This is a genomic window from Pseudomonas sp. LBUM1672, from assembly GCF_059695655.1.
Window position 1 is genome coordinate 1,300,619 of sequence record NZ_CP166781.1, and the last position, 24,192, is coordinate 1,324,810.

Annotated in this window: 30 protein-coding genes; 20 read left to right on the top strand and 10 right to left on the bottom strand. The window is 58.8% G+C overall.

Annotated features, from left to right (window positions below):
- The 14 genes from ACA053_RS05740 (at nt 1) to recX (ending at nt 9,521) form a co-directional block, all read left to right on the top strand.
- A complete protein-coding gene (locus ACA053_RS05740) occupies nt 1–1,044 on the top strand; it encodes a phage baseplate assembly protein (protein ID WP_497394708.1) in 1,044 nt (347 codons plus the stop codon).
- A gap of 181 nt (nt 1,045–1,225) precedes the next feature.
- Nucleotides 1,226–1,735 carry a phage baseplate assembly protein V gene (locus tag ACA053_RS05745; RefSeq protein ID WP_497394709.1) on the top strand — a complete coding sequence of 170 codons (510 nt, stop codon included), beginning with the start codon at nt 1,226–1,228 and terminating at the stop codon, nt 1,733–1,735.
- On the top strand, nt 1,735–2,133 hold the full coding sequence (locus ACA053_RS05750) for a phage GP46 family protein (protein ID WP_010462743.1): 399 nt from the start codon (nt 1,735–1,737) through the stop codon (nt 2,131–2,133). Before ACA053_RS05745 ends, ACA053_RS05750 begins: the two co-directional genes overlap by 1 nt.
- Complete coding sequence (locus tag ACA053_RS05755) at nt 2,123–3,163, top strand: baseplate J/gp47 family protein (RefSeq protein WP_497394710.1); 1,041 nt, start codon at nt 2,123–2,125, stop codon at nt 3,161–3,163. Before ACA053_RS05750 ends, ACA053_RS05755 begins: the two co-directional genes overlap by 11 nt.
- Complete coding sequence (locus ACA053_RS05760) at nt 3,154–3,753, top strand: YmfQ family protein (RefSeq protein ID WP_497394711.1); 600 nt, start codon at nt 3,154–3,156, stop codon at nt 3,751–3,753. The genes ACA053_RS05755 and ACA053_RS05760 overlap by 10 nt, the downstream gene beginning before the upstream one ends.
- An 11-nt stretch (nt 3,754–3,764) precedes the next feature.
- A complete protein-coding gene (locus tag ACA053_RS05765; RefSeq protein ID WP_497394712.1) occupies nt 3,765–4,730 on the top strand; it encodes a hypothetical protein in 966 nt (321 codons plus the stop codon).
- 13 nt (nt 4,731–4,743) lie between these two features.
- Entirely contained in the window at nt 4,744–4,965 is a 222-nt protein-coding gene (locus tag ACA053_RS05770) for a hypothetical protein (protein ID WP_109628241.1), read from the top strand.
- Nucleotides 4,966–5,008: 43 nt separating this feature from the next.
- Entirely contained in the window at nt 5,009–5,635 is a 627-nt protein-coding gene (locus ACA053_RS05775; RefSeq protein WP_497394713.1) for a gp53-like domain-containing protein, read from the top strand.
- Nucleotides 5,636–5,641: 6 nt separating this feature from the next.
- Entirely contained in the window at nt 5,642–6,124 is a 483-nt protein-coding gene (locus ACA053_RS05780) for a phage tail assembly chaperone (protein ID WP_109628242.1), read from the top strand.
- Between the two features lie 122 nt (nt 6,125–6,246).
- Nucleotides 6,247–6,810, top strand: coding sequence for a glycoside hydrolase family 19 protein (locus ACA053_RS05785; RefSeq protein WP_109628243.1), 564 nt, complete (start codon nt 6,247–6,249; stop codon nt 6,808–6,810).
- Nucleotides 6,792–7,328 (top strand): lysis system spanin subunit, encoded by a 537-nt coding sequence (locus ACA053_RS05790; protein WP_497394714.1) that lies wholly within the window; start codon nt 6,792–6,794, stop codon nt 7,326–7,328. The genes ACA053_RS05785 and ACA053_RS05790 overlap by 19 nt, the downstream gene beginning before the upstream one ends.
- Before the next feature lie 80 nt (nt 7,329–7,408).
- Entirely contained in the window at nt 7,409–7,909 is a 501-nt protein-coding gene (locus ACA053_RS05795) for a CinA family protein (protein ID WP_497394715.1), read from the top strand.
- An 83-nt stretch (nt 7,910–7,992) separates the two neighbouring features.
- Nucleotides 7,993–9,045, top strand: a complete 1,053-nt coding sequence (gene recA, locus ACA053_RS05800) for a recombinase RecA (protein WP_007907270.1) — start codon at nt 7,993–7,995, stop codon at nt 9,043–9,045.
- Between the two features lie 8 nt (nt 9,046–9,053).
- Nucleotides 9,054–9,521: a recombination regulator RecX gene (gene recX, locus ACA053_RS05805; protein WP_497315973.1), complete on the top strand. Its 468-nt coding sequence runs from the start codon at nt 9,054–9,056 to the stop codon at nt 9,519–9,521.
- Nucleotides 9,522–9,576: 55 nt separating this feature from the next.
- On the opposite strand, the gene ACA053_RS05810 is transcribed toward recX, so the two are convergent.
- Complete coding sequence (locus ACA053_RS05810) at nt 9,577–10,695, bottom strand: LOG family protein (protein ID WP_497315975.1); 1,119 nt, start codon at nt 10,693–10,695, stop codon at nt 9,577–9,579.
- Nucleotides 10,696–11,172: 477 nt separating this feature from the next.
- Here ACA053_RS05810 and ACA053_RS05815 point away from each other — a divergent pair, with 477 nt between their 5' ends.
- Nucleotides 11,173–11,367 (top strand): hypothetical protein, encoded by a 195-nt coding sequence (locus ACA053_RS05815; RefSeq protein ID WP_109628247.1) that lies wholly within the window; start codon nt 11,173–11,175, stop codon nt 11,365–11,367.
- On the opposite strand, the gene ACA053_RS05820 is transcribed toward ACA053_RS05815, so the two are convergent.
- The gene (locus ACA053_RS05820; protein ID WP_109628248.1) at nt 11,368–11,793 is read right to left on the bottom strand and encodes a PA3611 family quorum-sensing-regulated virulence factor; all 426 of its coding nucleotides are present in this window, start codon (nt 11,791–11,793) and stop codon (nt 11,368–11,370) included.
- A gap of 189 nt (nt 11,794–11,982) precedes the next feature.
- Between ACA053_RS05820 and ACA053_RS05825 the strand changes: the two genes are divergently transcribed.
- From ACA053_RS05825 to ACA053_RS05835, 3 genes are all read left to right on the top strand, one after another.
- The gene (locus ACA053_RS05825) at nt 11,983–12,741 is read left to right on the top strand and encodes a tRNA-uridine aminocarboxypropyltransferase (protein ID WP_497394716.1); all 759 of its coding nucleotides are present in this window, start codon (nt 11,983–11,985) and stop codon (nt 12,739–12,741) included.
- 209 nt (nt 12,742–12,950) lie between these two features.
- Entirely contained in the window at nt 12,951–13,601 is a 651-nt protein-coding gene (gene erdR / locus ACA053_RS05830; RefSeq protein WP_010462704.1) for a response regulator transcription factor ErdR, read from the top strand.
- A 75-nt stretch (nt 13,602–13,676) separates the two neighbouring features.
- A complete protein-coding gene (locus ACA053_RS05835) occupies nt 13,677–14,039 on the top strand; it encodes a diacylglycerol kinase (RefSeq protein ID WP_008010143.1) in 363 nt (120 codons plus the stop codon).
- Here the strand turns inward: ACA053_RS05835 and ACA053_RS05840 are convergent.
- Nucleotides 14,036–14,962 carry a LysR family transcriptional regulator gene (locus tag ACA053_RS05840; RefSeq protein ID WP_219096809.1) on the bottom strand — a complete coding sequence of 309 codons (927 nt, stop codon included), beginning with the start codon at nt 14,960–14,962 and terminating at the stop codon, nt 14,036–14,038. The two genes, ACA053_RS05835 and ACA053_RS05840, sit on opposite strands and share 4 nt — an antisense overlap.
- A gap of 122 nt (nt 14,963–15,084) precedes the next feature.
- On the opposite strand from ACA053_RS05840, the gene fpr reads away from it, so the two are divergent.
- Nucleotides 15,085–15,864, top strand: coding sequence for a ferredoxin-NADP reductase (gene fpr / locus ACA053_RS05845; RefSeq protein WP_003443014.1), 780 nt, complete (start codon nt 15,085–15,087; stop codon nt 15,862–15,864).
- A gap of 132 nt (nt 15,865–15,996) precedes the next feature.
- Here the strand turns inward: fpr and tsaA are convergent, their stop codons facing one another.
- From tsaA to rimO, 6 genes are all read right to left on the bottom strand, one after another.
- Nucleotides 15,997–16,695 carry a tRNA (N6-threonylcarbamoyladenosine(37)-N6)-methyltransferase TrmO gene (gene tsaA, locus ACA053_RS05850; protein WP_497394717.1) on the bottom strand — a complete coding sequence of 233 codons (699 nt, stop codon included), beginning with the start codon at nt 16,693–16,695 and terminating at the stop codon, nt 15,997–15,999.
- 192 nt (nt 16,696–16,887) lie between these two features.
- Nucleotides 16,888–17,658, bottom strand: a complete 771-nt coding sequence (locus ACA053_RS05855; protein WP_497394718.1) for an SDR family oxidoreductase — start codon at nt 17,656–17,658, stop codon at nt 16,888–16,890.
- Nucleotides 17,659–17,794: 136 nt separating this feature from the next.
- Nucleotides 17,795–18,265, bottom strand: a complete 471-nt coding sequence (locus ACA053_RS05860; protein WP_497315983.1) for a YehS family protein — start codon at nt 18,263–18,265, stop codon at nt 17,795–17,797.
- 75 nt (nt 18,266–18,340) lie between these two features.
- The gene (locus tag ACA053_RS05865) at nt 18,341–19,051 is read right to left on the bottom strand and encodes an rRNA pseudouridine synthase (RefSeq protein ID WP_497394719.1); all 711 of its coding nucleotides are present in this window, start codon (nt 19,049–19,051) and stop codon (nt 18,341–18,343) included.
- Between the two features lie 188 nt (nt 19,052–19,239).
- Nucleotides 19,240–19,713, bottom strand: a complete 474-nt coding sequence (locus ACA053_RS05870; protein ID WP_497394720.1) for an acetyltransferase — start codon at nt 19,711–19,713, stop codon at nt 19,240–19,242.
- A 113-nt stretch (nt 19,714–19,826) separates the two neighbouring features.
- Nucleotides 19,827–21,164, bottom strand: a complete 1,338-nt coding sequence (gene rimO / locus ACA053_RS05875) for a 30S ribosomal protein S12 methylthiotransferase RimO (protein ID WP_007907296.1) — start codon at nt 21,162–21,164, stop codon at nt 19,827–19,829.
- A gap of 289 nt (nt 21,165–21,453) precedes the next feature.
- On the opposite strand from rimO, the gene ACA053_RS05880 reads away from it, so the two are divergent.
- Entirely contained in the window at nt 21,454–23,355 is a 1,902-nt protein-coding gene (locus ACA053_RS05880; protein ID WP_497315989.1) for a potassium transporter Kup, read from the top strand.
- Between the two features lie 185 nt (nt 23,356–23,540).
- Here the strand turns inward: ACA053_RS05880 and ACA053_RS05885 are convergent, their stop codons facing one another.
- A complete protein-coding gene (locus tag ACA053_RS05885; RefSeq protein WP_497394721.1) occupies nt 23,541–23,864 on the bottom strand; it encodes a DUF3077 domain-containing protein in 324 nt (107 codons plus the stop codon).
- Between the last annotated feature and the right edge of the window lie 328 nt (nt 23,865–24,192).

Here is a 24,192-nt window from a genome sequence, read left to right on the forward strand (position 1 = left end):
ATGAACGAGCAGAATAACAGTGTCACCCTGACCGTCGACAATCTGGAATACGGCGGATGGAAAAGCGTAGAAATCACGGCGGACCTGGAGCGTCAGTTTCGCACCTTCAAACTCGACATCACCTGGCAATGGCCGGGGCAGACCGAGGTGCGCCGGATTCAACCCGGCGCACCCTGCGAAGTGCACATCGGCAGTGATCTGGTGCTGACCGGTTATGTGTTCAAGGCACCGATCAGCTATGACGGGCAACGCATCAGCCTGAGCATCGAAGGCAGCTCAAAAACCCAGGACCTGGTGGATTGTGCTGCGACCAACAAACCCAACCAGTGGCACCAGCAATCGCTGCTGCGAATCGTGCAAGACCTGGTCTCGTCATACGGCGGTTATGTCGTCAGTGAAATCCCGGAAACGGCTCGGCGAGACAGCCACACCATTGTGCCCGGCGAGACGGTTTTCCAGTCCGTCGACCGGTTGCTGTCGTTGTTCCGAGTGTTTTCCACCGACGATGCGCAAGGCCGGGTCGTGCTCGCGCGGCCGGGCAGCGGTGGGCGTGCCAGTGAAGCGCTGGAGTTGGGCAAGAACATTCTCTCGGCCAATGCGCCGACGGACTACAGCCAGGTGTTCTCCGAATACCGGGTGATTGGTCAGCAGAAGGGCAACGACCAGAAAAGCGGGGCGGCGGTCAGCGAGGTCGAGGCGGTTTCCACCGACCTGGGCTTCAAGCGACGGCGGACCACCGTGATCAATGAAGGCATGCAGATCACGCCCGAACTGGCCCTGCAAAGGGCTAACTGGGAAAGCGCCACCCGCATCGGCAAAGCCCTGACCACGACCTATCAAGTGCAGGGTTGGCGGCAAGCGAATGGCGATTTGTGGCGACATAACACGCTGGTACGGGTCAAGGACCCGGTGCTGGAAGTGGATGGCGACATGCTGATTTCCAAGGTCACTTACTCGCTTTCGCAGCAGGGCTCGATCACAACCCTGCAAGTCGCGCCACCTCATACGTTCGACGCCAACCCCACGCCACCGAAGAAAACCTGAACTCGGCGCCGGATCTCCCGTGCGCCCTCATTCTGTGAATGATCGCGATCCAATGTGGGAGCGAGCCTGCTCGCGATTGCGCACTGATATTCACCGTTGATATCGACTGACAGACCGCTATCGAGAGCAGGCTCGCACCCACCTTTGATCGCGTTCGGGCCGATTATCCGAAGGAAACCCAATGAGTCTACTGACACGCCTCCTGGCGCGCGGCACTGTCGTGCTCGCCAACTCGGCCACCCAGCTTCAATCGCTGCAAATGCGCCTCACCGCCGGCGAAGTGAACGACGACATGGAGCACTTCGAACCCTACGGTTTCACCAGCAATCCGCTGGCCGGCGCCGAAGGTATCGCCACGTTTCTGGGCGGTGACCGCTCCCACGCCATCGTGCTGGTGGTCGCCGACCGTCGCTATCGCCTCAAGGCCCTGGCCCAGGGCGAAGTGGCGATCTACACCGACGAGGGCGACAAGATCCACTTCAAGCGCGGGCGGGTCATCGACATCGAAACCGCGACCCTGAACATCCGCGCCAGTACCGCCGTAAATATCGATACGCCGGTGATCAATCAGACGGGCAAGGTCGTCTCCACCGGCGATCAGATTGCCGGCGGTATCAGCCAGATCAAACACGTGCACGTCGGCGTGCAGGCGGGCAACGGCCAGACCGGTGTACCGGCAGGGGGGCAGTGATGTTCATCAGCCAGAACCTCCACGCCGCGCTGACCCGTTCAGTGCTGATCAGTCTGTTCACCTGGCGCCGCGCCGCCGATGACGATGCCCTCGATGACGAGGAGCGGTTCGGCTGGTGGGGCGACACCTTTCCTACAGTGGCGGACGACCGGATCGGCTCGCGGCTGTGGCTGCTGCGTCGGGTCAAGTTGACCCGCCAGACCCAGATGGACGCCGAGTTCTATGCCCGTGAAGCCTTGCAATGGCTGCTCGATGACGGCCATTGCAGCGCCATCGACATCATCAGCGAACGCCTCGACGCCCAGCGCCTGAACCTGCGCACGGTCCTGACCCTGGCCGACGGCGAGCGCCTGGACATCAACCCTGATAACAGTTGGCAGGTGATCTATGCCGTTTGAAACTCCTTCGCTGCCGATGCTGATCAAACGCGCCCAAAGCGACCTGGCCAGCGATTCGCTGCGCCAGTCCGATGCGCAAGTGCTGGCCCGAACCCTTGGCGGCGCGGCTTATGGTCTGTATGGCTACCTTGACTGGATCGCTGAGCAGATTCTGCCGGACAAGGCCGATGAGTCGACGCTGGAACGGATCGCCGCACTGCGGCTGAACCAGCCGCGTAAAGCCGCGCAACCGGCGACGGGTAGTGTCAGTTTTACCGCCAGCGCCGGTGCCGTGCTGGACGTCGACACGTTGCTGCAATCGAGCGACGGTCGCACATATAAAGTCACCGCTTCACGCACCACCAGCAATGGCCTCAACAGCACGACCATCGCAGCGCTTGATGCGGGCAGCCTGGGCAATGCCGACGCCGGCCAGACGCTGATTCCGGTGCAGCCGATTCTGGGCATTGTCGGCAGCAGCTTCACCGTTCAGGCGCCGGGATTGATCGGTGGTGTCGCGCAGGAAAGTCTGGAGTCCCTGCGGTCCAGGGTGATCAGTTCCTATCGCATCATCCCCCATGGTGGCTCGGCGCAAGATTACGAAACCTGGGCGCTGGAATTTCCCGGGGTGACCCGTGCCTGGTGTCGCGGCAGTTACCTGGGCCCTGGCACCGTTGGCCTGTTCATCATGCGCGATGACGATCCACAACCGTTGCCGACCCCCGCGCAACTGGCTGAAGTCCAGGCCTACATCGAACCGCTGCGCCCGGTTACCGCCGAGTTGCACGTGTTGCCACCGGTACAAAAGCCAGTCACCTATCAATTGAGTCTGACGCCCGATACCAGTGCTGTCCGCGCCGCGGTCGAGGCGCAACTGCGCGATCTGCACAACCGCGAAGCCGGGCTGGGCGACACGTTGCTGATCAGCCACATCCGTGAAGCGATCAGCAGCGCCACGGGTGAAAGCGATCACGTACTGGCCAGTCCCACGGCCAATGTACCGGCCGCGATCAACCAGTTACTGACCTTCGGAGGTTGCGTATGGCAGTGATCAGAACCGCCGCGCAATACCAGGCGCAGCTGCGCAGTTTGCTGCCGAGTGGCCCGGCCTGGGATCCCGAGCGAGTGCCGGAACTCGAAGAGGTCCTCAAGGGCGTCGCCCAGGAACTGGCTCGCCTCGACGCTCGCGCCGCCGACCTGCTTAACGAAATGGACCCGGCCGGCGTCAGCGAACTGGTGCCGGACTGGGAGCGGGTGATGAACCTGCCCGACCCGTGTCTTGGCGCCACGCCGCTGTTCGACGACCGTCGACTTGCCGTGCGCCGGCGACTGCTCGCGGTCGGCAGTCAGGCCGTCAGCTACTACATCGAAATCGCCCGCACCCAAGGCTACCCGAACGCCACCATCACCGAACATGAAGCCCCGCGGATGGGCCGCGCGCGATTCAGTGCGGCGCATTTCGGCACCTGGCAGGCGCAGTTCATGTGGACGCTCAACACCGGTGGGCGTTTGCTGCTGGGTCGACGTTTCGGTGCCAGTTACTGGGGCGAACGCTTCGGCATGAACCCGGGCTCTGCCCTGGAATGCCTGATCCACCGCAGTGCCCCGGCGCATACCAAGGTGCACATCAATTATGACTAAGGAGTAGTGGGATGGATTACCCGAGCAGTGTGCCCAGCGCCGGGTTGGTGAATGGGAAGTTTGTTGATGAAGACCCGTTGGCCGGGACGCCGGGGTCGTTGATTCCGGCGAGCTGGGGGAATGGGGTTACTGAAGAAATATTGGGTGTAATTGGTGCTGCAAATCTTACGGCCACGGAAGGCAACAACAAGCAGTTGTTGGAAGCGATCAAAAAATTGCTGAGTGACGCTTCGAAGCGCTCTGGAATCCTTTCCGGACTGCTGGTGAATGCGAGTTTCTCGATTACCGTTGCCTCACAGACTGGAACCTTCAAGGCTGATGAGTTGAGCGTTCAATCGGCACCGAGTGGTGTGGGCTATCGGTTGCAGAACTTCAGCAAGGTTATCAATCTCGCTACTACCGGTGTGGGAGGGATGGATGTAGGGCCGGCACCGGTTAATGGTTATGTTGCGCTTTACGCTATCTATAATTCCGTCACCGGTGAACAGAATATTCTTGCTGTAAACAGTACGTCTACGATTGCACCTGGTGTGTACGGCGGCGGCAAAATGCCGAATGGCTATGACGCCTCGGCGTTGATCAGCGTCTGGGCAACTGACGTATCAGGGAAGTTGAAAGTTGGTGCGCAGCGGGGGCGGAAAGTTTTCATACCGCTTTTTCAAGCCTTTAGGGGAACTGTTCTGCTGAATGCGTCACCCTTGTCAATTGCAGGGGTTGTTCCTCCGAATGCATTTGAGATCAATGGAGAAATGATATTGCTTAACAATACTGGCGTATTGTCGTTCTTCAATATGGTATTGAGCACTAATGGCGGATTAGGACAGCAGATCACTTCTATTAAGCTCGATTCAGGAGGGTCGCTAGGTAGCAACTACTCAATGCCTGTGATTGCACCTCAAACGATTACTATAACTTGCCAGAGTGATTCTACGGCTCCGGTTTTTGAAGTGTATGTCGGCAGTTATTCATTCAGCTGAGCAGGAGTGTGTTATGGATGTGATCAATGTTCAGTTCGACAGTGAAGAAAGAAAAGTTGTTGTTGCGGAGTTTTCTTCTGTGCAAGATACGAGCTTCTGGCCAAATCAGGGTGCCGTTTCAATAGATGATGAAAGGTATAAGGACTTCAAGGAAAAAACGAGAAGCAACATCAGCTCCGCCCCGTCCACTTCAACGCCCGCCCTCAAGCGGGCGTTTTCATTTCTGCGTTCTTAGTTTCGGCATTGTTATGACAATTCGAAACTCCATGGAGTAAATAATGGATTACCCAAATAGTGTTCCCAGCGCAGGGCTGGTGAATGGAAAGTTTGTCGACGAAAACCCCCTGGCCAGGACGCCGGGATCGTTGATTCCGGCGAGTTGGGGCAACTCGGTGACTGAAGAGATTTTGACAGTTATTAGAGCCGGAGCGTTAACACCATCGGAGGGTGATGACAGTCAGTTGAAGCAAGCTATCTCAAAATTGATATCCGATAAGGTGCCAGGATCTGCTTCCGAGTTGATCTCGGGTGTACTGAAGTTAGCGACTCAGGCTCAAGTCACTGCCGGTACTGATGACGCTACTGCGATAACGCCGAAGAAGCTGAAGTCGGGTTTTACACTGTATGTCAACTCGTACGGGAATATCGGGTATTTAGCGTTTCCGTCATGGTTGGGTGGTTTTGTGATCCAGTGGGGGGCGATTAACAGTCTTGCAATCGACGTGATAACCACATTGCCAGTGAGTTTCAATAGCCAGTTCATGTCAGTCGTTGTTTGTAATGGCTACACAGCGAGCTCTGGTTCGATTGGCTATGTGGCGGCGTCGCCTTATACCCAAGGGTCGTTTGTGTCCCGAGGCTCCAGTCCGTCGTTAGGCGGCAATTTTATTGCGTTGGGCAGGTAAACAATCATGAAGATTTATTGGAGCAGTTCAGCAAGAAGTTTCTTTGATTCACGAATCAATACGGTATTGCCACACGATGCCGTTGAAATCTCCAGCGAGCATCGCGACCAGTTGCTGGCAGGAGAGCAGCGAAACGGCCGGATCGTGGCAGACGTTGATGGCCGACCGATGCTTGAGGAGTCCCCTGATCGAGCATCTGAATTCGAAGCAGGCGTTGAACGGACATGGCGGGATGCACGACTCCTTGAGACAGATGCAATCGTCGCGCGTCATCGGGATCAGTTAGAGGCTGGCCTCGAAACCACACTGTCAACGGCAGGGTATGAGGCATTGCAGGCCTATCGACTTGCATTGCGAAACTGGCCGGCATCGCATGGCTTCCCTTCGATGGCCAACCGGCCAGTTTTGATGGCTGAAGAACAAGCGGTCCCTGTTAGAAAGAAGAGAGTCAGGAAGCCAGCCCGGTCAAAAGCATCATCCAGTGCTTGAATAGGGCTTTGAGTGAAGAGCCTTGGGTTGTGCAGTGGTGTAGCGTGCCGCTCGCTCAAGGCACTGACACAAAAACTGCTCTCACTTTTTTGAGCCAATCAACAGTAAGTCGAGGACGTGTCATGCCGCTAACTGAAGGGCAACTGCTGAAGATCTTGCCCAACGCCCGCACCCAAGCGGGCGTTTTCATTTCCGCTTTCAACAAAGCCATGCTTCGTTTCAGCATCAACACCCCGAAACGCGCCGCCGCCTTCCTTGCGCAAGTCGGTCATGAGTCGGGGCAATTGCAGTACGTGCGTGAACTCGGCAGCGAGCAATACTTGAGCAAGTACGACACCGGCACGTTGGCTATACGTCTGGGCAATACACCCGAGGCCGACGGCGACGGCCAGAAGTACCGCGGCCGAGGCTTGATACAGATCACCGGTCGCGACAATTACCGCCAATGCAGCCTCGGATTGTTCGGCGATGATCGTTTGTTGTTTTTGCCTGAACTGCTGGAAAAGCCTCAATGGGCCGCCGAGTCAGCCGCCTGGTTCTGGCAACAAAACGGCCTGAACGAACTGGCCGATCGCGACCAGTTCAACAGCATCACCCGCCGCATCAACGGCGGCCTGAACGGATTGCAGGATCGCTTGCAACTGTGGGCGCGGGCGAGGGCGGTGTTATGCCAGCCTTCGGTCTGATGCCTGTTTCTTACCGGGCAGCCGGCATTGTTGTGTTTCTGGCTGTGTTGGCCGGTGGCTCGGCGATGCTGGCCTGGCACTGTCAGGACTGGCGTTACGGCCGGCAGCTGGCGGAACAGGCCAGGCTGCACGCCGAAACACTGAATCAGCTGACGCTAACCGCCGCAACCCGGCAACAGGCCGAGCAGGAAAAGCGTCTGGCGCTGGAGCAGCGCCTGTCGGCCAGCGAACAAACCCATTACCGAGCGCTTAGCGATGCCCGACGTGATCAAGGTCGCCTGCGCGATCGTCTTGCCACTGCTGATGTGCGCTTGTCAGTCCTCCTCGATGCCAATGACGCTGCCTCAGGCTGTTCAATGTCCGCCACCTCCGGCGCCGGCGGCGTGGATCATGGAGCGGCGCGAGCCCGACTTGACCCGGCGCATGCTCAACGAATTATCGCCATCACCGATGCCGGCGACAGCGGACTGATTGCCCTGCAGGCCTGCCAGGCCTATGTCAGAGCCGTCGCACGCTAACATTTTGATCGATCCTGCGCCTTGCAAGCGCAATCTGCTCGTGTACGGTAGTGCTCATTCCGCTCGCTCAGGAGATGACCGTGAAAGAAATCACTCAACTGGCCGCTGAACTTGGCAGGCGCTTGCAGGTTCTCAACGCCCACGTCACTGCGGCCGAGTCCTGTACCGGCGGCGGGATCTCGGAAGCGATCACTCGCATTCCGGGGAGTTCGGCGTGGTTCGAGGCCGGTTATGTGACGTATTCCAACCGGCAGAAAACCGAGCAGTTGAACGTGCCTCCCGAATTGTTCCCAGCGGTAGGCGCGGTCAGTCGAGAGGTGGTCGAGGCGATGGTTCGCGGCGCTCAGGAAAAAAGCCAGGCGTATTTTGCCGTGGCGGTCAGCGGTGTGGCCGGCCCGGATGGCGGTTCACCGAACAAACCGGTCGGCACGGTCTGGCTGGCCTGGGGCGTCGGTGAGCAGGTGTTCAGCGAGGTGCAGCACTTCGCCGGTAACCGTGATGAGGTCCGCCGACAAACGGTTAAGGCCGCGCTAGAGGGGCTGCTGCGCCATGCCGCTGGAGAAATCTCAAATCAGGGGTAGGCGATCCTGAAACGCTGTGGAATAATACTGGCTACTTATACAGGTGTTGGCCGTCAGGCCTTATTGATTACGTGAGGACTTTAATGGACGACAACAAGAAGAAAGCCTTGGCTGCGGCCCTGGGTCAGATCGAACGTCAATTCGGCAAGGGTGCCGTAATGCGTATGGGCGATCAGGACCGTCAGGCGATCCCGGCTATCTCCACTGGCTCTCTGGGTCTGGACATCGCGCTCGGCATTGGCGGCCTGCCGAAAGGCCGTATCGTTGAAATCTACGGTCCTGAATCCTCCGGTAAAACCACGCTGACTTTGTCGGTGATCGCCCAGGCTCAAAAAGCCGGCGCGACCTGCGCATTCGTCGACGCTGAACACGCCCTCGACCCTGAATACGCCGGCAAACTGGGCGTCAACGTCGACGACCTGCTGGTTTCCCAGCCGGACACCGGCGAGCAGGCCCTGGAAATCACCGACATGCTGGTGCGTTCCAACGCGGTTGACGTGATCATCGTCGACTCCGTGGCTGCCCTGGTTCCGAAGGCTGAAATCGAAGGCGAAATGGGTGACATGCACGTGGGCCTGCAAGCCCGCTTGATGTCCCAAGCGCTGCGTAAAATCACCGGTAACATCAAGAACGCCAACTGCCTGGTGATCTTCATCAACCAGATCCGCATGAAAATCGGCGTGATGTTCGGCAGCCCGGAAACCACCACCGGTGGTAACGCGCTGAAGTTCTACGCTTCGGTTCGTCTGGACATCCGTCGTACTGGCGCGGTGAAAGAAGGTGATGAAGTCGTCGGTAGCGAAACCCGCGTCAAAGTCGTCAAGAACAAGGTGGCTTCGCCGTTCCGTCAGGCCGAGTTCCAGATTCTTTACGGCAAGGGCATCTACCTCAACGGCGAGATGATCGACTTGGGCGTGCTGCACGGTTTTGTTGAGAAGTCCGGTGCCTGGTATGCCTATGAAGGCACCAAGATCGGTCAGGGCAAGGCCAACTCGGCCAAGTTCCTGGCAGACAATCCGGAAATCGCCGCCAAGCTCGAGAAGCAACTGCGTGACAAGCTGCTGACCCCGGCGCCGGACGTCAAAGCATCGCCAGTCAAAGAGACGGCTGATGACCTGGCTGACGCTGATATCTGATTGATCCGATGACCGCCGTACTCGATACACTCGTCGCGGTGCGGCGAACCGCCATGGACCTGCTCGCGCGACGCGAGCATGGTCGAGTCGAGCTGACGCGTAAACTGCGTCAGCGCGGCGCTCTCCCTGAAATGATCGACACTGCACTCGACCGGCTGACGGAAGAGGGCCTGCTGTCCGAAGCCCGTTACCTCGAAAGCTTTGTTTCCTACCGTGCTCGCTCCGGATACGGCCCTTTGCGTATTCGCGAAGAACTGAGCCAGCGCGGCCTGCAACGTAACGACATCGAGCTCGCCTTGCGCGAGAGCGGTATCAACTGGCAGGAACAACTGGAAGAGACCTGGCGACGCAAATTTGCCGGGCATCTGCCGATAGACGTCCGGGAACGCGCCAAGCAAGGGCGTTTCCTGAGTTATCGGGGATACTCCATGGAAATGATCGGCCGCTTGTTCAGCGGTCGAGGAATGGATGATTAATAAAAACGGCCCGCTATTTCGATAGCGGGCCGTTTTTTTTTGCCTCGATTTTGCCTCACGTCACCTTGGACGGTTCTCGCGTGCGCTGTTGCGCCTGGGGTTTGGAATGGGCCCAGTTTTCCGGCAGGTTGATGTAGTCCACCAGCTCCCGCAGGCGCCCATGATCCCTGGCGTTGAAGTTGAAGGCCAGTCGTGCCAGATGACTGAACTGCGCGTCATCGTGTTCCTCACCGCTATAGGCATGCTGATGAAAGTGATCGCTCAGGCACAGGTCGGCGAACGTTACCTGCATGTGTTCGAGCGCCTGGTCGCTGAGCTTGTGGTTCATGCGGATCACGAACTGATGCTTGAGCCAGCGACTGGAGTGGAAGTTGCCGTAGAACTGATTGATCTGCTCCACCGCTTCTTCGGCGCTGTAGACCAGGCTCACAAGCTTCATGTCGGTGGGCAGGATGTAGCGATTTTCCTCCAGTTGATGGTGAATGAAGTCCAGCGCGCCTTGCCAGAACTTGCCGCCCGGCGCGTCCAGCAATACCACCGGTACCAGCGGGCTTTTACCGGTCTGAATCAACGTCAACACTTCGAGCGCTTCATCCAGGGTGCCGAAACCGCCCGGGCACAGGACCAGCGCATCGGCTTCTTTGACGAAGAACAACTTGCGGGTAAAGAAGAAATGGAAGGGCAGCAGGTTGCCTGTGCCCTGGACGGTGGGGTTGGCATGCTGCTCGAAGGGCAGGGTGATATTGAACCCCAGACTGTGTTCCAGGCCGGCACCTTCATGGGCCGCCGCCATGATGCCGCCACCGGCTCCGGTGATGACCATCAGGTCCGAGCGCGCCAGTGCGGCGCCGAGTTCCCGGGCCAGGCCATACAGCGGGTGTTCGATCGGCGTGCGCGCCGAGCCGAAAACCGTGACCTTGCGTCGTCCCCTGAACTGCTCGAGCACGCGGAATGCATGTTCCAGTTCGCGCAGGGCTTGAAGGGTGATCTTGGCATTCCAGCGGTTGTGATCTTCCTGGGCCATGCGCAGCACGGTCAGGATCATGTCGCGGTAAATCGGGATGTTCGGGCTGTTGGGTGAGACCAGGTTGAGTTGCTCTTCGACCTTGCTGATGAGGTCGTGGCCGCTTTCTTCGAAATGACGGCTCAGGAGGTCATTCGGTTGGTAAGGCATTCAACTTCTCCTTCTGCACAGAACCCTTGGCACCGACAAAACAGTCGCCAGCGCCGCGACACCTCATGTGTCGCTGTCAGCCCAAGCCCATGCCTGGGCGCTCCACCCGACTCGGTTCGAGTCGTCCATACAGGCTCTGTTTTTCCCTTGGATGAAAGAAACGTTCGCACAACAAGACACGCGACGGGCAGCCCCTTCCCTGCCCAGAAAAGTGATCGTGAACACTCTGAATCTAGACCGTTGCAGAGATTCTCGCTGGCTTGATCATTGCGCCGCAAAGTCTTTCCTGGCAACCGCTTATTGACGATTTGCAAGGTGAATTCGCCGTTCGTCTGAACGCGTGCCGCGTGCCCGGCGCTCTGATTTACTAAGTTACAGACGTGACACGACAACTTTGCGTCAAAGGCAGGACGCACAGTCCAAGCAGTTCAAGGAATTTTCGCTCAAACAGGGCGAGGTGCAGGGAGGCTGTAAACCATGGCCAGAATCATTCTGGAAATCGATACGCAGCTGTATCGATTACTGAAGTCATCCGCCGAGACCAATCATTTGAGTCTCGAAGAGGAGTGCTGCCGGCGTCTGGAGGGCGGCGAGCGGCGTTCGCGTTATTTGCAGGCGTTGGTGGCAGAACTGCGCGCCGAGGATGAACAGCGGCGCGCCAATTCCCGATGATTACTTCTTCTTGACCGGTGCTGCTTTCGGGCAATCCGATTCCTGATAGCTGGCGGAACCGACCGAGCGATTGGACTTCACTTCTGTGAAGTCGTAGCGCATGACCGCGCCCTTGGCCATCAGTTTGCGGAACGATGGGTTGTTGCATACCGAGGCACCCAGCTGGAAATACACGGCTTTTGGGTCGGCACGCATTTTGTTGGCGTGGCTGCTTTGTACGCTCAGATGATTGATCAGCGTGTTGCCTTCGACGGTGTAGCCCTGATCAAGAATGTCTTCGTTGATCGCCCGTGGAGTGCCTGCACTGCTTTGTGCGGCGACGTTTCGCAGTTCTCGGTTGAGATTCTGCTCACTCAAGGACGCAGCCTGAGCGCTGAAAGACGACGCCAGCAAAATGGCAGCGGTGGGAACGATAAGGCGCAGCATGAAACTCTCCTGGTTCAGTGACTGGTGGTTCGACCCGTCACATGACTGTGCGTTCAGTGGCGGCGAATTATAGGGGACGAGGCCTGGACGGTACAGGCTTGCGCCGGTTGCTCTGATAAACTGCCGCCACTTTCTGACTTGCCGAGTGATTTACGTGTCGATTTTCTTTCCCCTCCGGTGCTGCCTGCGATGAACCCAGTAACCCCGGTTTTTGCTGCAAACGCCGTCGCCCGCTTGCGCGACCAGCGAGAGGAGGAGGGCATCAAGCCGATTCAGGCCCGTGGCTGGAGGGCGCCGCGGTGCCGTGCTTGCCGCGTGATCGAGAGTCACTGTCTGTGCGCCTGGCGCCCGCAGGTCGAGGCCCGCTCGGGCGTGTGCCTGATCATGACCAATAAAGAAGTGTTCAAACCGAGCAACACCGGCTGGCTGATTGCCGACGTAGTGCGCGACAACCATGCCTTTATCTGGTCCCGCACGGAAACGGATCCGCAGTTGCTGGCGCTGTTGGCCGACCCTCAATGGCAGCCGTATCTGGTCTTTCCGGGTGAATACGTCGAGCCTGAGCGAGTGACGAACACCGTCGAAGCCGATAGCACCAAGCGGCCGTTGTTCATTCTGCTCGACGCGACCTGGACCGAGGCCCGGAAGATTTTCCGCAAGAGCCCGTATTTTGATCGTTTGCCGATTTTGAGCCTGCTGCCCGAAAAGCTTTCACGCTATCGACTGCGCCGGTCGACCCGCAGCGAACATTTGTGCACCGCCGAAGTGGCGGCGTTGTGTCTGGATCTAGCAGGCGATACCGCAGCGGCCTCGGCGCTGGACGCTTATTTCGACGTGTTCAGCCAGCATTACTTGGACGCGAAACATCAGTTGGACATGAACGTTGCAACGCCGGCCCACACCGAACTGATGCCTTTCGTGCAGAACGCGGCCACGGTCATCTGCTGATTGTCGCCCATACTGCAAAGAACTGTACCGGCCATGCACCTTGACCACCCCGGTTTCGCTGGGCATGCTTGGCGCCGATTAGGGCGCGGCCAAAGTTTGATACGCCGTATTCTTTGCGTGATAACCACGTAATTGGCGTTGAACGTGCCCTGTTGGTGCAGCTCCGTGGCTGTGCCTTGAGTTGTTAGAAAAACAGGATCATTTGAAAAATGGCCACATACGAAATCCTGATTGCCGATGACCACCCTCTTTTTCGTAGCGCCCTGCATCAAGCGTTGACCCTGGGCCTGGGTCCGGATGTCCGTCTGGTGGAAGTGGCGAGCATTGCCGAGCTGGAAACCCGACTGGACGAAAAGTCTGACTGGGATCTGGTGCTGCTGGACCTCAACATGCCAGGGGCCTACGGTTTTTCCGGGCTGGTGCTGCTCCGCGGTCAGTACCCTCAAATTCCGGTGGTGATGGTATCGGCCCAGGAAGAAGCCTCGATCATGGTGAAGTCCCGTGAATTCGGCGCCAGCGGCTTCATTCCCAAGTCCAGTGACCTGAGTGTCATCCAGAAAGCTGTGCGTGCGGTGCTGGATGGCGATGTGTTCTGGCCGCCTCAGGCATTTGAAGCCGTGAGCGTTTCCGCTGAGGCCAAGGCCGCCAGTGAAGGCCTTGCCAGCCTGACGCCGCAGCAGTTCCGGGTGCTGACCATGGTCTGTGAAGGGTTGCTGAACAAGCAGATTGCCTACGAGTTGAGCGTTTCCGAAGCGACCATCAAGGCGCATGTCACGGCTATATTTCGTAAGCTGAATGTGCGGACTCGCACCCAGGCTGCGTTGCTTCTGCAACAACTTGAGTCAATTTCGAGCCACTAAGAGTTGGCCTGTTCACGCTTTTTTGACTTTGGTTGATCTAGCTTTCCCACTCCTTTTTGGTCAGTTGCCTACTCTATGTCTCCTTTCAAAGGCCAAACCGGCCTCAAACGCATCCTCAACGCATCCGGCTATTCGCTGGACGGCTTGCGCGCAGCCTTCACCGGGGAGGCTGCTTTTCGGCAACTGGTGTTGCTCAACGTCATCCTGATCCCGCTGTCGTTCTTTTTGAACGTCAGCCGTGTCGAACAGGCGTTGCTGATCGCGGTCTGCCTGTTGGCCTTGATCGTCGAGTTGCTGAATTCGGCCGTGGAAGCGGCCATCGACCGCATTTCCCTTGAGCTGCACCCGCTGTCGAAGAATGCCAAGGACATGGGCAGCGCCGCTCAGTTCGTGGCGTTGAGCATGATCGCGCTGGTGTGGGCGGTGATTCTGCTTTAAGCGATGCTGGGCAGCACGATCTCGTCGCTGCGCTGAACCCCGGCGGTGAAGGCGCGGCACAGGTCGAGAAATTCGCGCATCGCCGACGTCTGATATTTCTGTTTGTGCCAGATGAAATAGAACTGCCGCGCCAGGTCCAGATCCGGCGTCTCCACCGGCACCAGGCTGCCGCGGCGGAACGCATCGCGCAGCGCCAAGCGTGAAATGCAGCCAATCCCCAGGCCTGATTCCACGGCGCGCTTGATCGCTTCGGTGTGTTCCAGCTCCAGACGGATATTCAGCGCGCTGCGATGGTGACGCATGGCCTGGTCAAAGGTCAGTCGCGTGCCGGAGCCTTGCTCCCGCAGGATCCACGCCTCGTGACTCAGCTCTTCCATGGTCGCTATGCCGCGTTTGGCCAGCGGATGCTGAGGCGCGCAGAACACCACCAGCTCATCCTCGACCCAGCTCTGCACTTCGATGTCCGGATGGCTGCAATCGCCTTCGATTAGACCCAGATCAATTTCATAGTGCGCGACTTGCTGCACGATATTGGCAGTGTTCTGCACGTGCAGCTTCACCTGGCTTTCCGGGTGGCGCTGCATGAAGCTGCCGATCAGCAAAGTGGCCAGGTAATTGCCGATGGTCAGGGTCGCGCCGACCGCCAGAGAGCCGAAACCGGACTTGCCGTTGAGCAGGTCTTCGATTTCCTTGGCCTGGTCGAGCAGGGCCACCGCTTGCGGCAACAGCTGTTTGCCAAGGGCGTTGAGGCTCAGCCGTTTGCCGGCGCGATCGAACAGCTGACAGCTGCACTGGCGCTCTAGCTCGGTGATCGAGGTGCTCGCCGCCGATTGCGAAAGGTTGAGCGTCAAGGCAGCACGGGATACGCTTTCCTGCTGGGCGACGGCGACGAATACTTGAAGTTGACGGAGAGTAAATCGCATATCTATATAACCGATAACCCTTATCTTAATAATCCATTTAACAGATATTGTCGCTGCCATTAGAATGCGATGCAATTGCGCACATCAGCGGCGCAGGCAAAATCTCCAGGAGTCCCACGTACATGAGCAACATGAACCACGAGCGTGTCCTCAGTGTTCATCACTGGAACGACACTCTGTTCAGCTTCAAGTGCACCCGCGATCCGGGCCTGCGCTTCGAGAACGGTCAGTTCGTGATGATCGGCCTGCAACAGCCCAACGGCCGGCCGCTCATGCGCGCGTACTCGATTGCCAGCCCGAACTGGGAAGAGCATCTCGAGTTCTTCAGCATCAAGGTGCCGGATGGCCCGTTGACTTCCCAGCTGCAGCACCTGAAGGAAGGCGACGAGATCATCATCAGCAAGAAGCCTACCGGCACGCTGGTGCTGGATGACTTGAAGCCTGGCAAACATTTGTACCTGCTCAGCACCGGTACCGGTCTGGCGCCGTTCATGAGCGTCATCCAGGACCCGGAAACCTACGAGCGTTTCGAAAAAGTGATCCTGTGCCATGGCGTGCGCTACGTCAACGAAGTCGCTTACCGCGAATTCATCACCGAGCACCTGCCGCAGAACGAGTTCTTCGGCGAGGCGCTGCGTGACAAGTTGATCTACTACCCGACCGTGACCCGCGAGCCGTTCGAGAACGAAGGCCGCCTGACCGACCTGATGCGCAGCGGCAAGCTGTTCAGCGACATCGGCCTGCCACCGATCAACCCGCAGGACGACCGTGCCATGCTGTGCGGCAGCCCGAGCATGCTCGACGAAACCAGCGAAGTGTTGAACAGCTTCGGCCTGAAAGTTTCGCCGCGGATGCGCGAGCCGGGTGACTACCTGATCGAGCGAGCGTTCGTCGAGAAGTAAGCACAACGCCTGACGGCTTTGCTTTCCCTGTGGGAGCGAGCCTGCTCGCGATAGCGGTGTATCAGTCAGCATTACTGTCGACTGACACACAGCTATCGCGAGCAGGCTCGCTCCCACAGTGGTTTCTGGCATTCAGGCTTTTGCGGGAATGACTTCCAGGACTCGGATCACACCCGTCTCGGGGTAATGCCAGCGCACATCCAGATCCCAGAACTGCGCGCCATATTCCCGTTCAGGCGTGGGAATCTGGTACGCCGGGCGTGGGTCTTGTGCCAGGCATTGCTCGATCAATGCCACCAACGGCTCTTCAAGGCGCTGAGCATGGTCATGAGCCTGTTGCAGCGCCGCATCCGTCCACTGCACGGGAATCAATAGTGGCGCAGCGCTGGCGATGCTATTGGAGGCTGTGTCAATGATGTCTGCGTATGGCACGTAGGGTTTGATATCGAGAATCGGCGTCCCGTCGAGCAGGTCGATCCCCGAGATCCACAGCCGATGGGCTTCAACCTTGTCTAGCTTCACCACAGATTGGCCGATGCCATTGGGTCGATGCGTGGCGCGGGTGGCGAATACGCCCATGGATTTGTTGCCGCCCAGGCGAGGAGGGCGGACCTTCAGGCGTGGCTTTTCTTCCAGGGCCTGATGAAACAGGAACAGCAGCCAGACATGGCTGACCTGCTCCAGACCTTGCACCGCATCGCCCTGATCGAACGGCGCCACCAGTTCCAGCACACCGCGAGCGGCCGGGGCCAGTTGCGGCTGACGCGGGATGGCGAACTTCTCCTTGAAGCAGGAGCGCACGAAGCCGATGGGGGAAACGCTGTAGGTCATGGTTTGGGGTCGAGGCGGCAATGAGGGCGAACATGATAGCCCATGCGCACTCTGTGGCGAGGGAGCTTGCTCCCGCTGGGGTGCGAAGCGCCCCCAAACACCTTCACCGAGTTTCTCCAGGGGAAACTCGGTGCTGTAGGCGGTTGCTTCGCAACCGAGCGGGAGCAAGCTCCCTCGCCACAAAAGCGGGTATCAGAGACTGAACCCGCCATCCAGCGGAATGATATTCCCGGTCATGTATGCCCCAGCCGTACTCGCCAGACTGATCGCCAACGCCGCCATCTCTTCCTCGCGGCCCCAGCGTTTCATCGGAATCAACGCCGTATCCTCCGCCAGCGCCTGCTCATCATTGCCAATGTGCTGGGTCATCTTGCTCGGGAAGCGCCCCGGTGCAATCACGTTGACGTTGATGTGCTGGCTCACCAGCTCCCGCGCGAGAATCCGCGACAGTTGATGCAGGGCAGCCTTGCTCGGGCCGTAGGCATAGGCCTGTTCGCCAAAGGAAGAAATCCCCGCCACCGAACCGATGTTGATGATCCGCGCCGGATTCGCTTCTGAACCGGCCTTGCGCAGCAAAGGCAAGAACTGCTGGATGCAGTTGAACACCGAGGTCACGTTGAGCTGCATGACCTTTTCCCAGCCCTTGACTGGGTAGCTTTCCAGCGGTGCGCCCCACGTGGTGCCGGCGTTGTTCACCAGAATGTCCAGATGAGGAATCTGTTCACCCAGCCGCGTGGCGAGTTGCAACACGCCTTCTTCATTGGCCAGGTTGGCCGCCACGCCGTGGCACGTCCCGAAGGCGCTCAGCTCATCAGCCGTTTGCTGACACGCTTCGGCATCCCGGGCGCAGACGTACACGGTGGCGCCGGCCTCGACAAAAGCCTTGGCGATCATTTTGCCGATACCACGGGTGCCGCCGGTCACCAGAGCGGTGCGGCCTTGCAGGGAAAAGTACGGGTGCATGGCGAATCCTGAGAGCTGAGGGTCAATACACCCTAGTCGTCAGCTGCCAGAAGCGGAGCCACTATTTTTGCGAGGAATGAAGGTCTATACAGCCTGGCCTTGAGCCGCAGGCGTGCAGCTCAAGGACGGCGTGGGCTTACTGCGGGCGAATGCGCAGAGTCAGGCCCTTGAGGAAGTTGCGCAGCAACTGATCGCCGCACGGACGATAGTTGGTGTGGCCGAACTTGCGGAACAGCGCGCTCAGCTCAGGTTTGGACACCGGGAACTCGGACGCCTTGAGGATCGCGTGCATGTCGTCTTCTTTCAGTTCGAAGGCCACGCGCAGTTTCTTCAGGATGATGTTGTTGGTCACCGGCACTTCGATCGGCTGCGGCGGACGGCTTTCGTCCTTGCCGCGCTTGAAGATCACCAGGCCGTCGAGGAAGTGCGCCATGACTTCGTCCGGGCAGCGCACGAAGCCTTCCTCGTCTTCCTCTTTCTTGTCGAGGTAGGTGAGCAGGTCTTCCAGGGACACGTCCATGCCGCCGATCTTGATGATCTCGATGACTTTCTTGTCGCTGATGTCGAGCATGTAGCGCACGCTGCGCAGTACGTCGTTATGAATCATGGTGTGCAATCCTGATATTCAGCAGTGGGCGCCGCATAAACAGCGGCGCCGGAATGTGTGGCGGCGTGAAAAGTCTCAGAACTTCTCTTTGCCGGACAGGTAACGCCATTGCCCCAACGGCACTTTGCCGATGGACACGCCGCCAATGCGGATGCGGCGGATGGCGACGACCTTCAGGCCAACGGCCTGGCAAAACAGGGCGATCACGCCCGGTTGCGGGTTCTTCATCGCAAAACGCAGGCGGTTTTCGTTCTGCCAGCTGGCCTTGACCGGCGGCAGTTCCTTACCTTTGTAGGTCAGGCCGTGGTTCAGGCGGTTGAGGCCGTGAGCCACCATGTCGCCTTCTACCTCGACGACATATTCTTGTTCGATCTTGGCGGAGTCGGCGGTGAGCTTGCGCAGGATCTTCCAGTCCTGGGTGAACACCAGCAGACCGCTGGCGTTGGCCTGCAAGTCGGTGCTGGCGGTCAGGCGCAGGAAGTGGCCCTTGAGCGGACGTTTGCTGAAGCGGTGTTCTTCGCTCAGGGTCTCGGCGCTGATGGTCGCCATCGCGGTTTCCGCGTCCATGCCCACGGGCACGTTCAGCAGGATGGTCACCGGCTCGGGCGCAGTGGCCTTGGCCTCTGGGTCGAGCTCGACTTTCTGGGTGCCGACCTTGAATTGCGGCTCGTCGATGACTTCGCCGTCCACGGTGACCCAGCCGCCCTCGATGAACAGCTCAGCCTCCCGACGGGAACAGCCGACGAGTTCGATGAGGCGTTTGGAGAGACGAATCGGGTCAGTCATGACAGGGCCGTAACAAAAAAGGGGTGGGCATTGTACCTGCGTGGCGCCGGTTAATCCCGGCTCCATTTCAATGCGGTTGCATTTCCTGTGGGAGCTGGCCTGCCAGCGATTGCATCACCTCGGTGTATCTGACGAACCGTAGCGTCTGCATCGCTGGCAGGCCAGCTCCCACAGAGTTCTATGTTGTGTCAGCCATTGCGTGTCTTTTGTTGCGCCTGGCGCAAACGCATGTGCAGCAATGGATACGGCTGCCCCATGCCATCGACCTCCGAACGGCCGATCACCTCGAACCCTTGCTTGAAGTAAAACCCCAAGGCCTGCGGATTCTGCTCGTTGACGTCCAGCTCGTTGGCGTTCATGTGTTCCATGGCGTAACGCAGCAACTGCTTGCCCAAACCCTGACCCCGGTGGGACGGGTCGATGAACAGCATTTCAATCTTGCCAGCGGCCACCCCGGCAAATCCGGTGATGCGCTGGCGCGAGTCCTTGGTGCAGATCAGCATTACCGCGTCGAGGTAGCGGGTCAGCACCAGGTTCTTCAGCAATTCAATGTAGCTGTCCGGCAGAAAGTCGTGGGTGGCGCGCACCGAGGCTTCCCAGACTTGCGTGAGTTCCTGATAGTCGCTCTGTTTCGGCGTGTGGATGACCGAATGTTGGCGCATGGCCGAATGCCCCTTTTACCGTGGAGTGTGCGAGTCCTTTCTCCCACAAAACGATAGACCTAAAAAAGCCCCGCATCTCGTCAAGAGAGCAGGGCTTTTCGTATTTTTTGCGTTTAGATCTGTTCAGCCCACAGGTCGTATTCGTCGGCGTCGGTCACTTTGCACCAGACCTTGTCGCCGGGCTTGAGGTTGCTGCCGTTGTCGATGAACACATTACCGTCGATTTCCGGGGCATCGAAGAAGCAGCGGCCAACGGCGCCTTGCTCGTCGACTTCATCGACCAGCACTTCGATTTCACGGCCGATGCGCATTTGCAGGCGCGCCGAGCTGATGGCCTGTTGGTGCGCCATGAAGCGGTCCCAACGGTCTTGCTTGACGTCGTCCGGCACGATGGCCGCGTCCAGCAGGTTGGCGGGTGCGCCTTCGACCGGCGAGTACTGGAAGCAGCCGACGCGGTCGAGCTGGGCTTCGGTCAGCCAGTTCAGCAGGTATTGGAAGTCTTCTTCGGTCTCGCCCGGGAAGCCGACGATGAAGGTCGAACGGATGATCAGGTCCGGGCAGATCTCGCGCCAGTTCTTGATGCGCGCCAGGGTCTTGTCTTCGAAGGCCGGGCGTTTCATGGCTTTCAGGACTTTCGGGCTGGCGTGCTGGAACGGGATGTCCAGGTACGGCAGGATTTTCCCGGCGGCCATCAGCGGGATCAGCTCGTCGACGTGCGGGTACGGGTAAACGTAGTGCAAGCGAACCCAGACGCCGAGGGTGCTCAGGGCTTCGCAGAGTTCGGTCATGCGGGTTTTCACCGGCGCGCCGTTCCAGAAACCGGTGCGGTATTTCACGTCGACGCCGTAGGCGCTGGTGTCTTGCGAGATCACCAGCAGCTCCTTGACGCCGGCCTTGACCAGGCGCTGGGCTTCGTCGAGCACGTCACCGACCGGACGGCTGACCAGCTTGCCGCGCATCGACGGGATGATGCAGAAGCTGCAACTGTGGTTGCAGCCTTCGGAAATCTTCAGATAGGCGTAGTGGCGCGGGGTCAGCTTGATGCCTTGCGGCGGCACCAGGTCGATCAGCGGGTTGTGATCCTGGCGCGGTGGCACGGCGTCGTGCACGGCGTTGACCACTTGCTCGTACTGCTGCGGCCCGGTCACGGCCAGTACGCTCGGGTGCACCTTGCGGATGTTGCCTTCTTCGACGCCCATGCAGCCGGTCACGATGACCTTGCCGTTTTCCTTGATGGCTTCGCCGATCACTTCCAGGGACTCAGCCTTGGCCGAGTCGATGAAACCGCAAGTGTTGACCACCACGACATCGGCGTCCTCGTAAGTGGACACGACGTCATAGCCTTCCATGCGTAGCTGGGTAAGGATGCGCTCGGAATCGACCAGTGCTTTGGGGCAACCCAGGGATACGAAGCCAACTTTTGGATTGGCCGGCGCAGGAGTGGTGGACATGTCTAACCTCGGTATTTGGGACGCCTCCAGCCGAAGACGGCAAGGCGACAGACGGGCGCTATGTTGCGCCTCTGGTCAAAAAGTGCGCAATTCTAGCGATGAGACGCGCACTTGACCAGCTTTATGCAGGGAAATGCGACGAGTGCTGCGCTATGCTTCGCGCCGTTACGCTTTACCGATTTTTTACAGTCAACAAAACGTCTGTAACGTCATGTAAAACAGCGCATGCTGCGTGGCAAAGCATAGTGCTTCTTATAAGAAGTCCGGGTCTGAGTAGTAGGAGTTTTGGATGGGGCAGGCAAGTAGTCAGGCGGCGGGTGCCGAGCATTCGGCGGCAAAGCCGATCGGCATGCTGGTGGCAGCGGTCGGGGTGGTTTATGGCGATATCGGTACGAGCCCGCTGTACACCCTTAAAGAGGTGTTCTCCGGCCACTATGGGGTACCGGTCAATCATGACGGAGTCTTCGGGATTCTGGCGCTGATTTTCTGGTCGTTGATCTGGGTCGTTTCGATCAAGTACGTGCTGTTCGTGCTGCGTGCCGACAACCAGGGCGAAGGCGGGATCATGGCTTTGACCGCCCTCGCTCGGCGGGCTGCGGCCGGGCATCCGAAGTTGCGCACGTTGTTGGTGGTCTGCGGGCTGATCGGCGCGGCGCTGTTCTATGGCGACAGCATGATCACTCCTGCGATTTCCGTTCTTTCGGCGATTGAGGGGCTGGGGCTGGCGTTTGACGGCATCGACCATTGGGTGGTGCCGCTGTCGTTGGTCGTGCTGGTGGCGCTGTTCCTGATTCAACGTCATGGCACCGCGCGGATCGGCATTCTGTTCGGGCCGATCATGGTGACCTGGTTTGTCGTGCTGGGGGCGCTGGGTGTCTACGGCATCGTGCAGCACCCGGAAGTGTTGCAAGCGATGAACCCGATCTGGGGCGTGCGTTTCTTCATCGTTCACCCGGGCATGGGCGTGGCGATACTTGGCGCGGTGGTGCTGGCGCTGACCGGTGCCGAAGCGCTGTACGCCGACATGGGGCACTTCGGGCGCAAGCCGATTGCTCGGGCGTGGTTCATCCTCGTGCTGCCGGCGCTGGTGCTGAACTACTTTGGCCAGGGCGCCTTGCTGCTCGGTGACCCGGAAGCCGCTCGCAACCCGTTCTACTTATTGGCTCCGAGCTGGGCGCTGATTCCGTTGGTGGGGTTGTCGACCCTGGCCACGGTCATTGCTTCTCAAGCGGTGATTTCCGGTGCGTTCTCCCTGACTCGTCAGGCGATTCAGCTCGGTTACATACCGCGCATGCACATTCAGCACACCTCCAGTGCCGAACAAGGCCAGATCTACATCGGCGCGGTGAACTGGGCGCTGATGGTCGGCGTCATCCTGTTGGTGCTGGGCTTCGAGTCCTCCAGCGCGCTGGCTGCGGCTTACGGGGTGGCCGTGACGGGCACGATGCTGATGACCACCATCCTGGTGTCGGCGGTGATATTGCTGCTGTGGAAATGGCCTCCGGTCCTCGCGGTTCCGCTGTTGCTTGGATTCCTCTTGGTGGACAGTCTGTACTTCGCTGCCAACGTGCCGAAAATCATTCAGGGCGGGGCGTTCCCGGTGATCGCCGGTATCGCGCTGTTTGTGCTGATGACCACCTGGAAGCGCGGCAAGCAACTGCTGGTGGAACGCATGGACGAAGGCGGGCTGCCGCTGCCGATTTTCATCAGCAGTATCGCCGTGCAGCCGCCGCATCGCGTCCAGGGCACCGCCGTGTTCCTCTCCGCGCGCCCGGACGCCGTGCCCCACGCGCTGTTGCACAACCTGCTGCATAACCAGGTGCTGCATGAGCAAGTAGTGCTGCTGACCGTGGTCTACGAAGACATCCCGCGAGTGCCGCCGACGCGGCGTTTCGAGGTTGAATCCTACGGCGAAGGGTTCTTCCGCGTGATCCTGCACTTCGGCTTCGTCGACGAACCGGACGTGCCGCAAGCGCTGAAACTGTGTCATCTCGATGATCTGGACTTCAGCCCGATGCGCACCACCTACTTCCTCAGCCGCGAGACGGTGATCGCCTCCAAACTCGAAGGAATGGCCCGTTGGCGTGAGGCGTTGTTTGCGTTCATGTTGAAGAATGCCAATGGCAATTTGCGGTTCTTTAATCTGCCGCTGAACCGGGTGATTGAGTTGGGTACACAGGTCGAGATGTAAGCCCCCATTGAAAAGCCCCCGTTGCCATGAAGGCAGCGGGGGCTTTTTTGTGCCCGTTGATCCGAGTTCACTGACAATCCCTGTGGGAGCGAGCCTGCTCGCGATAGCGGTCTGTCAGTCGACAACAATGGTGGATGTCAGTCCGCCATCGCGAGCAGGCTCGCTCCCACAGGGGATCTGCGGTGTTACTGGCTTTCGGGCAGGTCTTCTGATTCAGTCTTTGTCCGAGCGGGTCTTGGCGTCAGCACCTTCACCACATCATCAATCACCGCCTTGCCCATCGCCGTCAGGTAATGCGCGGCCCAGGCATGCCGGTCGGTGTCTTTTGCGTAGGCGGCATCCTCGGAAAATGATTTGGCGAGGAACAGCAGATCGGAGGCTTGTGACAATGCAGTAACGATGGGGACGCCGGCGCGGACGTTGAATAACGCCTGATCCGAGCAGTAGATAAGTGGGGTGAAGCCTATGGTTTTTAGTTCTGAAATCGCGGACGAATCTGTTTTTGTCATGTTGTAATTCCTTGGTTTGAGGAGCCGCCACGTTCGTTTCCAAGCGAATGGGTGACAGCTGTACGCAGGTTGGAAAACCGGGAACCAAGGAACCGGCACGCCCAAAGGCGTCCCACGCACAGCCGCCATAACTCAGGATTGCAGGCGTAAAAACTTCCGCATTCATGATAGGGCGCTGGTGCGCTTTTGATTCGACGGGTTTCCAAGCCCGATCGCTGAAAGGTCAGCGACGACCGAAGACTATCCCGTCGAAGAAAAGCACAACAAGGCGGCAAAGTGCCTAAACACAAGATTCGGAGTTTGCCTACAAGGTCCGCGGGCGTCATCT